This is a genomic window from Microbacterium enclense, assembly GCA_038182865.1.
GTDB lineage: Bacteria > Actinomycetota > Actinomycetes > Actinomycetales > Microbacteriaceae > Microbacterium > Microbacterium enclense_B.
On the sequence record CP116226.1, the window covers coordinates 527,096 to 538,936 of the forward strand.

The following is an 11,841-nucleotide window of genomic DNA, read 5'->3' on the forward strand; positions in this document are numbered from 1 at the left end:
TCCACGTCAGCTACGTATCCGGGGGGAATACTATGCCTGAACACGAACGAGAGGGTGCCGGGGAACGCTCGGTCGACCGGCGAGCCCTGCTCGCTCTCGGCGGGACGGTCGCCGGAGGAGCGGCTGCGTTCGCCGTCACCGATGGATTCGCCTGGGCCGAGCCGACGATCCGGCGGGCCATCGGGGTGCCAACGGATGCGGCCTCCGTCGACGGTCAGCTCGCGGTCGCGTGGTCTCGGCCCGACATCGAGCTCCTCGCCGACATCGTAGATGGTCCAGGAACGCTGATCTGGCGTGCGTTCACCGGCGTCACGATCCTCAACAACACCAACAAGAGCGGGCAGATCGCCCTGACGATCACACGGACCCGACCGACGCTCTCTGCGAGCCCCTGGGAGAACTACGGCGCGTTCTTCCCGCAGGCGCAGGCGACGACGGAGACGACGCAGTTGTGGCTTACCCAGAGCAGCGCTGTTCGGCCGGGCGACAGCGTCGGCACAGACGTGCTCATAGCCACCAACGAAGAGCCGGAGGGGGCGTTCACCGCGCAGTTCACCGCGACCGCGGTGTTCCTGAAAGGGTCCACGCCTCCCCCTGTTCCGGCGGAACTGACGGTCCGGTACAACGGGTAGAGCAGGCTGCGCGGTGTGCGTGGCGAACCCGATGTGAGTCGATCAGCCGCTCGGTACCGTCTCCTGGATCACGAGTTTCGGGGCGGTGGCCTCTCCCGCCTCTCGCGAACTGAAGCGAGACATCAGAGCCTCCGGTGTCGTCGCAACCGCGCCGCCGAGCGCGAACGATACGCGCTTCGTCCCCGCCGGGAGCTTCTTGATGTAGTCGGTGAGGTCGATCTCCCACGTTTGCGTCTGCCTCGTCACGGTGAAGGTGGCAACGCGGTCCCCGAGTTGTGGGCGGTTGGAGTACGTCGTCGTGGCTTCCGACCAGTTCCCTGGGACCGCGTAGATGTCGACGCGTCCCTGTGTCTTGCTCGGGTCGTCGATGAGCCCCCCATTGAGGGAGAGCTTCGCGGACTTCGTCGCGGAGGGTGTGGTGCCCGTGAGGTCGAACGTGACGAACGAGTGTCGGATGTTCGACCCGTCCGCCGCCGAGCCGGGGGACTGGGGCTTCACGTCGAGTCTGGTCAGTGTGCCGAGGGCGGTGGACGCCGTCGACCCGCCCTGAACGAACGTGTCGCCGTCCGTGAGCAGTGTGAACAACCCAGGCTGATACACGGTGACGGCGTTGGTGAAGGTTCGCGACAGGGGACCCTGCGACACGGTCGTCGTGATCGTCGCGCTACCGGAGGACTTGCCCGTCAGCCGCCCGTCGGATCCGACGGACACGATCGACGTCGCATCGGAGACATGCGTGACCGAGACCTTGTCGACGGTGGCGCCGGTGAGATCCGTCGCTTTGACGGCCACTCCGACCGTCTGCCCCAGAGCAATCTTCGCGGGAGTGGTGACAGTGGCGTCGGAGAAGATCCGATCGGGTACCGCGGCGGGCGCTGATCCGGGCGAGAACAGCTCGGCCTCGCGTAGAATCGCCTGCCACGTGGTCGAGCTCGAGACGAGCTGCAGACGGACCTGCGACACTTTTCGGGAAAATTTGAAGGCGTTGTCGGACACCCCGGCAGTGCCGTTGTACGTGTACGTTCCCTCGTCGTTCCACGATGATCCGTTGGTGGACGTCTGGAGCTTGAACGTCACCTTCTTGCTGGCGTCCGGACTCCATGCGGTGCGCACGGATCTCAGAAGCGTGGGCTGCGCGAGGGTCCACGTGATCGTCGCTCCTCCACGCGCTGCCCACCCCGTCGAGGTGTTCCCGTCGTGCGTCGCACCGGCCGAGCCCCGCACAGTGGCCGTCGCGGACGACTTCGTCACCGTTGCCTTCGCGGGAGCCAGCACGATCTCCAGACGGGGCGGTGCAGAAGACTCCAGGCTGCCGAAACGGGCCATCAGGGGGGAGTTGTCGGAGGCAGATCCGCCCAAAGCGAGAGCGAAGGCGGCTCGGTCGCTGCTCGACGCGTTCTTCACCGCGCTGGTGAGGTCGAGCCGGGAGTCAGCCGTCTGGCGAGTGACGACCATGCTCCCGATCGGTGAGCCCATCGCGGGACGGTTCTGATATGTCAGCGAGGTGTCGGTCCAGTTGCCCGACGTCCGGTACGCATCGACGCGCACCGCATCTCCTGCGGCGCTGTCTGCGATGGTCCCGTTGAGCACCAGGACAGCGCTGGCCACGCGAGAGGTGTCGACCGCCGAGAGGTCGAAGCGAAGGAAGCTCGTCCGCACGCGAGTCCCGTCCGCGGGTGTCGCGGGGATGGTGGGCTTGACGTCGAGGCGATCGGCCCGAGCGAAGTTCTTCGACGCGCTCGTACCGCCCTCGACGAACGTGTCCTGCGTGGGCGTCAGCGACAGCAATTGGGAAGCCGTGACGGTGAGCGCTCGCGCCTGGGCGGGGAACTCCCAGCTCCCGATCCGCGCGTAGGCGCCCAGCACGGTCGCTCCGGCCGCGACGCCGACGACGCCCTTCCCCTCGATCCGGGCGACACCCTGATCGCCGGAGATCAGTTCGATCTGGGCGCCGGAAGCGGAACCGCTCGTGCTGAACGTGAGAGGCGCCCATTCCTCGACCGCCAGAGACGACACGCCGTCGGCGAGTGCCACGCCCCACGCTCCCGGGGCGAGGTTGCCCGGCGCGGCGGTACCACCGAAGCCGTAGACAGCCACCTCCCGAATGGTGGAGGTGCTGTCGCCCCCCGGATCACCGGAGACCTCGATACGGATCTTCCCCGCGCGGGGCGGCGAGTCGAAGGTGTTCGTCGACCACCCCGATGCCGAGCGATAACTCCCTGTCGCCGCGGCGACCCAGGAGGTGCCCTGCGGCACGAGCACGCGATAGTCGATCCGCCGGGAGTTGTTCGCCGTCCACAGGATGTCGAGACGGTTCAGGTTGATCTGACCACGGAAGGTGAGCTCGACGTACTGGGTTCCCGACGTCGCCCATCCGCTCGACTCGTTACCGTCGTGAACGGCGGCCGGTGTCCCTCGAGAGGTGGCGGATGCGGTCGATGACGCGATCTGGGTGAGATCCGGCACCACACTCAGCAGGACGCCCGACGCCGCATCCGCGCCCAGGATGTACGACCCGGGCATCGCCGTGCTCGCCGTGACTTTCACGGCAGCCCCCGCCTTGTCCTTCGCCACGATGGTGGGGGCTGCCAGCGCGGGATCCCGGTGCACCGTGTAGGAACGGCGGGCCGCATTGAATCCTTCGACCGCCGTGCCGTCGACGGTGAGACGGGAGAGTTGGAGGGCGCTCTCGGGCGAGGCGCCCCAATTGCTCATCGGCAATGTCGCCGAAGCGCGGGATGCCGTGGTCGCCGCCGGTGAGAGGAGAGTCATGGTCACGGCGAGCGTCTGGCGCGATCCACCCGGAACGTCGACGACGAGTTTGGTGAACTCGGCGTTCGCATCCTGCTCGGGCCGCGGCGAGATCGCGGACGGAACCGCGGGAGTCGTGCGGAACCGGACACCGTCGGCCGCCGACAGTTCGACCAGCATCCGCTGCCCGTCTTTGTAGAACACGGCGCTTCGACCGTTTTGCGCGACCTGAACCTGTGCCGACGTGTGCAGACCCCAGCGCGCCATCGCCCCCGACGGCGCGGTGAACTCATCCTGGAGAACCACCTGGCGACTGGTCGGGACGACACGGATTCCCCGCTGCCACGTTCCCTCGCTCGCCCCCTGCGCCACGCTGAGATCCGCGATCGCGAACGAGCCAGCCGAGCTGGTGCCCGATGACAAGAGGCTGCCGCCCGGTGCGTCCCGGTAATCGTTGGTCGTGTCGCGGTTCAGCAAGAGAGTGTTGTGTCCCTCGAGTCGGTTGCGGTAATACCCCCAGCGCGCCGAGACGGCCTCACCGTTCCCGCGCGCGTCGTAGGTCGCCCGATCCAACCCCAGCTGTTCGGCCCAGGTCACCCCGCCAACGGAAACCATCACGTCGCCGGCGTCGATGTGTCGATGACCGACCGTCGGATCTCCGCCGTAGCGCAGCGCGGCGAACGGCGCGCCGACATCGGTGGCGTCACCACGCACCGTTGCTACTCCACCGTCCGCGTAGTTCGCGACTCGCGGACGCGACTGCTGAGCCGGAGCGAGCGCCGCGACGGACGGATTACGCCACACGAGCCGCTGCGCAGCCCTCCTGCTCGTCTCCATCCCGGCCGACAGCGCTTCGAGGTCTGTTTGTCCCGTCAACCGGGACAGGCCGGAAAGACCCATCGCCGGATAAACAGCGGTCTCGCTGTCCGCAAAAGTGAAGTACTCTCCCGACGGCGTCATGAGGTCGCGGATGAACGATCCGCTTCGAGCGATCCCGCCGATACTCTCCAGGCCCTGCGTCGATCCCGTCGCCGTCTTCAGCGCATTCAAGAATGTCGTGGCGTAGTCGGTCGCGTACTCCCAGTACATCGGACCCTCCGGGTAGCTCCCGTCGGGAAGGTAGCCCTTCAGACCGTTCTTGATTGATTCGATGGAGTAATTGAGCGCCTTCTGCGCATCGCCGCTGGAATCCTCAGATGCGATCGCAAGGCTGGCGAGTCCGATACCGCTGTTGCCCACGATGTTGCGGTTGTGAGTGGCGAGAACCCACGAATCGGGGTCGCTCTCGGGGGATTCATACAGCGGAATCGAGGGTTGAATCGCCTTGGTCAGAAGCGCATTGCGCAATGTGGCCCGACGGGAATCAGTCCAGTAGCTGTAGCCCCAGTCGTACGCGACGGCGACAGCGTTTGCGATTTCCGCTGTCTGCAGGAAGTTCTTCGGATTCCAGTCCGGAAACTTGCTCGCCGCATCGAGGTTCTTCCAGAGCCCTTCCATGTACTTGGCGTCACCCGTCAGCCGCCACGCGAGCGACAGCGTGTACGCGCGATCCACCAGTGCCTTGGCCGTTTTCAAAGTGGCACTGGGGTCTTGGAGGTCGTACGTCACCACGGGCTGCGTCAATTGGTAGTTGGCGGAGTTCATGACGTCTTTCTGCAGACGCGCGGACACAGCGTCGGTAGACACGTTCGATTTGATGGTCGCGAAGTCGTTCGCGCTGGTCACCAGAAGTCTCGGATGTCCGGAACTCACGGTGACGGCGCTACGCACGACAGCCGCCTCGGCGGAGGGAACGGCGACCAGGAAACTGAAGATCATTGTCGCGGACGCAACAACGGACGACATCACAATTGACGCTCTGTGACTGGTATTCAATGTGCTGGCGCGCATTGGGACTCCAGGTTCCCGCGAGTCGACGCGTGCGCGTCGATGCGTTCTCGGCGACCCTGTGCGGTGTCGCACGGCCCAACATAGGCGAGGAATGCCGAAATTGCGAGGGTCACCCAAACAATGCAGTTCAGGCGGCAGGAACAGGACCAAGAATGTCACCCATTTGGGGGACAATAGTCCTCCAAATGGAGGACAAGAATGCATTTATCGAGGCAGGATGCAGCTCGGACAGGATCACGTCGCTCCGGCACGGAGCACAGCGAAGACGCACGAATCCCGCGCGCAGCACCGCGCGGACGGGATGTCGGTTTCTCGGTCGCTGTCGCGACGGTGGCGCGTTTACGCGCGGCGTCGACCGCGGCTCGCGATCGCGTTCCGATATGTCTGCACGTAATCCGTCGCAAGGACCGACCAATCCAGGCGCGTCAGATCCAGCGTGCGGGGATCGAGAGTACCGGGTCGGGCGCGCACCGCGCGCTCGAGGGACGAGGCACCGAGGGGGGACTCGTACAGGGAGACCCAGTCCGCCCCGAACTGCGACTGGTAGTGCTCTGTCGCAGCAGTACGGGGCACGATGACCGGACGCTCCATGCTCAGCGCCATGAGAAGGGCCCCGGAGTTGTACAGATCCGCATAGGGCAGGACGACCACGGAAGAAGCGGCGATCTCGTCGTACAGAACACGATCGCTGACAGCTTCGAGGAGGGTTGCGACCTGGCCCCGCGATCCCTGCGCGGCCGTCTGCACCTCGGAAGAGAGATCAGGAGTGTGCGGCCTGCCGACGACCCGCAGGTCGTACCCGTCCGCCCTCAAGTCGGAAGCGTCGAAGGCGCGGATGAGTTCGGGAACGTTCTTGTACGCACGAATGAACCCGAAGTAGAGCAACCGTCGACCGGATGCCGGCCTGCGTGCGGCATCGGGAATGAGCGACCGGTAATGCCCATGCGGAATGACGTCGACCGGGGCAGTGATCCCCTTGATCTTCGCGACAGGGTTCAACGCGATGTAACGGTCCACACGCCGGTCGAGACGTTCCAGTTCCGCGGTCGCGGCCTTTCCGGGGTCCTCGTGAGCCGCAAGGTTGTGGATCGTCTGGACGATCGCCGTGCCACGCCACCGGAGCACCTGCATCCACAGTCGGAACCGCAGACGTTTGGCCAACGACACCGCGGGAGAACCGCCGACGAAGTACTTCTCGGGCCACTGGAAGTGCACGACGTCCCACCGCTTCAGGAAAGCGGCACGCCACGAGAAGTAAGAGGAGTCCGTCTGGTCCGACACCGCGTCGATGAGAAGGGAGGCGAACGGATTCCCCTGATTGCTCGGCGGGTAAACCGTGTGCAGAACCTTCATCGGGAACCCTCGTCGGCGGCCGCGGGAGCGAAGACGTCGGCGGGGAATGCCGAGATCAGTGGCTCGCTCGACCAGGCGGCGAGGACGTCCTCATCGCGGTGACGCGAGGTCGAGGCATGCGTCAGGGCGGAGGAGAAGTCCTCGAACATCGGTAGTTCGTCGCGGCCCGTGCCCCGGGCGTAATCCTCGTACTTGAACGAACTCTCCGCCGACGGCTTGATGAGAGCGACGGGAACCCCCAGCATCTCGGCGAAGATCAGTGCGTGCAGCGACGAGGTGACCACGACCTCGCTCGCCGCGATCTCCTCGAGGACCTGACGCAGCGGCGATCTCGGAGACACGGTGTGCCCGGCGGGCACCGGGCGTCCCAGATCGTTCAGGTTCGGGATGTAGAGCACCTCACGCGTCGCCTCGCGAACGGGACGCGCGAACCCCAGCTCGAACAGCAGGAGGGCGGGGTCGCCATACACGCCGGGCGCTTCCTGCCCGGTCCGATCCGAGACCCACTTCCGCGTGAGCGGTCCCCGAACCGCGCGCACGTCGAGAGACGTCCAGTCGTAACGGTCCGCTCCGATCTTGCCGTTGACGCCGCTCCCCCACACCACATCTCCGTCAGAGGCGAAATGCAGGACAGACCCCACCGAGAAGAGACGGACCGTCGCCCCGGAACGCGACTGGTCGGACAGACCGAGACGAGCGCGCATCAGCTCCACGACCATCGGGCCGACGAGATCGCCGAAGTTGTTCTTGCGCGGCCCGACAGCGAACCTGCGGACCACGGGCAGCTTGAGCGACGTGCGCGGATTCCACGCGAATGCTTCGACGCGACCGGTCAACGAAAACTCCTTCGAACCATGTGAAGAATCGCTCGCACGTCTCGAGCGATCGGCTTTGCCACGAGCGCGGCAAGGGCGTAGAACGCGGCACCGACCGCGACGCCGATCAGGATGCGAACGATCGGGAACAGCTCGTGGGCCAGAAAGAAGTCCACTGACCACACGACGCCGGCCATGAGCACATTCATCGCGATGCCGCGAAGCCCGGTGCGGACGATCGCTCCGACGTTCATACCGGTCTGACGCATCGGGAACAGCGACAGGACGATCCAGTTGAGCGCGAGGCTTCCCGCGACCGCGATGGCCACGCCCACCGGGCCGAACGGGGCGCCGGCGATGATGAGCACCACCATGAGGCTGCGCGTCACGATCGAGAAGCGCAGCTGAAGGCCAGTGAGCCCACACGCGAGGAACGACCAGTAGTAGACGTACCCCATCACCTGGAAGATCCCCCCCAACGCGAGGATGGCGAAGATACCGGCCGCCGAGGTCCATTGCGGGCCCAGCGCCACCTCGATGACAGGTGTCGCCAGCGCCGCGCCCAGGCAGAATGCCGCGCCGAGCACATAGGTCATCCCGAGCTGTGCCTGCTCGACGTACCTGCTCATGCGAGAGCGGTCGGTCTGCTGGCGCGAAAGGATCGGTAGGGCGACACGCGTGAGGGGAGCCGCGATCTGCTGCACGGGGATCTTGAACAACTGGTACGCGCGGTCGTAGAGGCCCAACGCCTCCGGGCCGGACGTGCGGCCGAGGGCCACCGAGTCGACGTTGCCGCTGACGTACGACAGCGCCTGGACACCGAAGGAGTTCGCGGCGAAAGACAGCAGCGGTCGCATCGGAGCCTTCCCCGGCAAGCGGGGCACCCATTTCGCGAGCACGAAGGTGAGGAGGAGGAGCATGCCCGCGGCGGCGAGCTGCTGACCGACCAGAGCCCAGTACCCGGCCCCGTTCAGTGCCAGGATCAGCGCCAGCGCGAGACCGGATGCCTGCGCCACGATGTCGATCAGGGCGAGGCGACCGAAGCTCAGGCCGCGCGTGAGGTGCGCCGTGAACTGCGAGGCGAGGGCGGACAGGACGAATCCGATCGCCATCACACGCACGACCATCGCCACACCGTCGACCTGGTAGAAGGACTCGATCAGAGGCGCGGCCAGGAAGAAGGAGCCGTAGAGGACGAGGCCCACGCTGGCGCTGATCCAGAAGAGATTGGAGCGTTGCTGGCTGCTGATCTCTTTCGCCTGCACCGCGGCGTTGGAGAGGCCGAAGTCGCCCAGCAGAGCAGCGAACCCGGTGACGGCCAACACCATGGCGAACAGCCCGAAGTCATCGGGAGACAGCAGACGTGCCAGCACGACCGTCGAGGTCAGCTGCAGAGCGAACTTGACGGCCTGGCCGCCGAGCGTGACGCGGGCCCCGCGCGCCGCTTTGCCGCCGTCAGACACGTGAGCTCCGCAGTGACGCAGGCTGGGCCCGACTCGACATCGCCGACTCTCTGCGATAGCTCATCGCGTGAGAGCCGGCGTGTTCTTCGGTCGGGAGTCTTTCTCCCTTTCCTTCACCGTCGCCGTCTGCAGTGACACCCCGGCGCGAGCGGATGAGAGGAAGCCGATCGTGAACATGAACAGACCGATGAGCAGCACGGAGATCATGCCCCAGCCCGTGAGCAAGATGACGCCCAGTCCCGGGATCGAGTACACCAACACGCGCGGGGTGTGCATGTACTGATCTGACTTGCCGAATCGGAAAAGCCCCCAGACGAGCATCACGAACAGCGGGAGGAAGAACAGCAGCGCGAGCACGACGCCCAATTCTGCAGTGAGCAGGAGGAACGAGTTATGGACCGGGTACCCCGACGCGGTAGCCGCGTCAGTCCGCCCCACAACGGCGATGTAAGCGTTCGGGCCCGTGCCGATCAGGAAATCATTGTTGAGCTGACGCAGGGCCGCCGCGAGGAGGAGCGGACGGAGCCCGCCTTCCGCGTCATCTTGAAATCGCTCGAGCACGAGCGGCGCGAAGATCGTGCCGGCTCCGAGGAGCACCACTGCACCGCCGATTCGCGTGCCGACCCGAGCACGGCCGGGGAAGGTCAGGATCCACGCCGCCAAGAGGATGGCCATCGCGATGAGGTTCGCCCTGCTCACCGTCAGGCCGCCGACGAGAGCGGCAAGCGCGACGCACGCGAAGGCCAAGCGCGAAATCCGCCGATCTGCGGCAGTCGTGAAGGGCAGGGAGATCAACATCAGGGCAAAGGCGACCTTGGACAGGTTCGCGGGATGCCCGATGGTTCCGGACACACGTCCGACGGTCTGCTCGAGGGTACGTTCCGAGTTGACGAGACCCGTGGGAAGGCTGACTCCTGCGAGCTGTAGGACTGCGACTGCCAGTTGAATGGCGAGCACTCCGAGAATCAAGAGCAACACGAGTCTGGCGACGTCGACGCGGTTGAAGGACTCACGGCCGATGGCCCATCCGACGCCATAAGCCAGGACGCCACCGATGAGTGCCGAGTAGCCCGCCCACTGAGGAGTGGTGCCCTGCCAACTCGTGAACATGCCGACAGTCAGCAGCACAACGAAGACGACGAGCGAAATCGGCAGCTTGACGCGACCTGTGCCGAGGAGAACGACAACGGCGGCGATGACGAACGCGATCGTCTGCGTCTGGATGTTCAGCGACGCGGGGGCGATGTCGTACGGTGTCGATTCTGGCGACCGCACCAGCGTGACCAGAGTGCGCGGGAAGAGGGCGGCGCCCAACAGAACGACGATCAGTGCGTTAGCCGTGAAACCGTAGCGCCGGTTCAATGCGATGGCGATGAACGGACCGACGATCAGCAGCACGATCAGCGCGACGATGGCTAACAAGTCTCTCCACTTTCGCCTCGGGGCCGGGCGAGGGTTCGCGTAAGAATGTGCGTGATGCGCAGGCCACCTGCTGCTTCCCCCTCCCGAATGCTACCAGTTGCCATCCAACGCCCCCGGTCCACCGCATTCTCCGTGCGCTTACGCCGTCGGCGCGTCGATGAGCGAATCGTGTCTCGTCGAGGACAGCCAGAACGGCGCGGGCACAAATGTCCTAGCCGCCACGAAGATCCGTAGATTAGATTCCATGAGCTCGCGAACAGAGCGAGAGCAAGGAGCAAGCGGTTCACGCCCGACCGGCGGATCGATTGCCATTCCGCACTCGGTGGCCGTGACTCTTCTTGCTCCGCTGATCCAGAAGGTCGCGACGTCTCGCGGGATACGGATGCTCTGCATCAAAGGCGATGCGCTCGCGCTGCAGGGTCTGCGGACGCAACGGGCGTCGGGGGACGTGGACGTCCTCGTCGATCCCGACCGCTTCGAGGAGTTCTCCGACATCCTCCGGGCATACGGGTGGCGTGACCGTGATCGGCAGGTGCTGACCCCGCTCCCCGCCGCGGGTTCGGTCACGATGCCGCACGCGCGAACCCTGGAGCATCCGCATTGGCCGTCGCACCTCGACCTTCACCGGTACTACCCCGGTTTCTTGGGCCCCGCCGACGAGACGTTCGAGATGCTGTGGGCAGAGCGCGAGACGATCGCACGCGACCACCTGGAGTACGTCGTCCCGTCGGCGACGGATCACTGGATCCTGGCCGCGCTGCACGCCGCGAGGTCGGCGGACGCGGCGCAGACCCGTGACCTACAAGAACATGCACGAGAGACGTTCGCCGACCGCCTGGCATCCGTCCGGGACCGCGCCGTGGTGCTCCGCGCCTCGGCTCCGCTCCGCGACGTCTTCGCCGAGTTGGGAGCGCGCGGCCCGGTCGACGACGCGGCGGCGTCGCCCCTCCTCGAGGCGTGGCGACGCCGACTCAGCGAGGGGACGAAAGACGAGGCCTTCGTGGAACAGTTGGTGACAGCCCGCCGTTTCGACAAGCTCGCCCTCACCCTGCGACACCTCTTCCCTCACCCGCGCTCGGCTCGGGCGTTCCACGCGGTGGGCCCGGGGGCGCGAGGGATGGCGGCGTTCTACCTCCGGCGCCTGGCAGCCGCCCCCGGGTACGCCCGGCAGTACGCCGAGATCCTGTGGCGAGGACGGAGATCGAAACGATGACCGCCGAAGAGCCACGATGGCATCGCGCGCCCGCCGTCCTCTGGACGGACGACGACGACGTCGTCTACGTCGTGGATCCCGAGGGGAAGGATCCTTTCGTGGTCCTCGCCCTCGAGGGAACGGCGGCGGCGATCTGGCGGCATCTCGCGGCGGACCCGTCCCTCGGCGACGTGATCACCTCGATCGCCCTCGAGTACGAACTCGCCCCCGGCGACGTCGGCACAGCTGTGGCCGACTTCCTTCGCGGACTCCGCGAAAGCGGACTCGCGACGACCGACGCCGTCGAGAATCGCGCCTGAGCA

Annotated in this window: 8 protein-coding genes; 3 read left to right on the plus strand and 5 right to left on the minus strand. The window is 65.9% G+C overall.

All coding sequences use genetic code 11. The annotated features are described in order from the left end of the window. Window positions 1-32 precede the first annotated feature (32 nt). Window positions 33-632, plus strand: coding sequence for a hypothetical protein (locus PIR02_02545; GenBank protein WZH37551.1), 600 nt, complete (start codon window positions 33-35; stop codon window positions 630-632). Between the two features lie 42 nt (window positions 633-674). On the opposite strand, the gene PIR02_02550 is transcribed toward PIR02_02545, so the two are convergent. The 5 genes from PIR02_02550 to PIR02_02570 all read right to left on the minus strand — a co-directional run bounded on the left by PIR02_02550 (window position 675) and on the right by PIR02_02570 (window position 10,326). Then, entirely contained in the window at window positions 675-5,201 is a 4,527-nt protein-coding gene (locus PIR02_02550) for a DNRLRE domain-containing protein (GenBank protein WZH37552.1), read from the minus strand. Between the two features lie 411 nt (window positions 5,202-5,612). Then, window positions 5,613-6,626, minus strand: coding sequence for a hypothetical protein (locus PIR02_02555; protein ID WZH37553.1), 1,014 nt, complete (start codon window positions 6,624-6,626; stop codon window positions 5,613-5,615). After that, complete coding sequence (locus PIR02_02560; GenBank protein ID WZH37554.1) at window positions 6,623-7,462, minus strand: polysaccharide pyruvyl transferase family protein; 840 nt, start codon at window positions 7,460-7,462, stop codon at window positions 6,623-6,625. The genes PIR02_02555 and PIR02_02560 overlap by 4 nt, the downstream gene beginning before the upstream one ends. After that, window positions 7,459-8,904 (minus strand): lipopolysaccharide biosynthesis protein, encoded by a 1,446-nt coding sequence (locus tag PIR02_02565; GenBank protein WZH37555.1) that lies wholly within the window; start codon window positions 8,902-8,904, stop codon window positions 7,459-7,461. The genes PIR02_02560 and PIR02_02565 overlap by 4 nt, the downstream gene beginning before the upstream one ends. 60 nt (window positions 8,905-8,964) lie before the next feature. Further along, window positions 8,965-10,326, minus strand: coding sequence for a hypothetical protein (locus tag PIR02_02570; protein WZH37556.1), 1,362 nt, complete (start codon window positions 10,324-10,326; stop codon window positions 8,965-8,967). A gap of 328 nt (window positions 10,327-10,654) precedes the next feature. Here PIR02_02570 and PIR02_02575 point away from each other — a divergent pair, with 328 nt between their 5' ends. Then, the gene (locus PIR02_02575) at window positions 10,655-11,539 is read left to right on the plus strand and encodes a nucleotidyltransferase family protein (protein ID WZH37557.1); all 885 of its coding nucleotides are present in this window, start codon (window positions 10,655-10,657) and stop codon (window positions 11,537-11,539) included. Next, window positions 11,536-11,838, plus strand: coding sequence for a PqqD family protein (locus PIR02_02580; GenBank protein ID WZH37558.1), 303 nt, complete (start codon window positions 11,536-11,538; stop codon window positions 11,836-11,838). Before PIR02_02575 ends, PIR02_02580 begins: the two co-directional genes overlap by 4 nt. Window positions 11,839-11,841 lie beyond the last annotated feature (3 nt).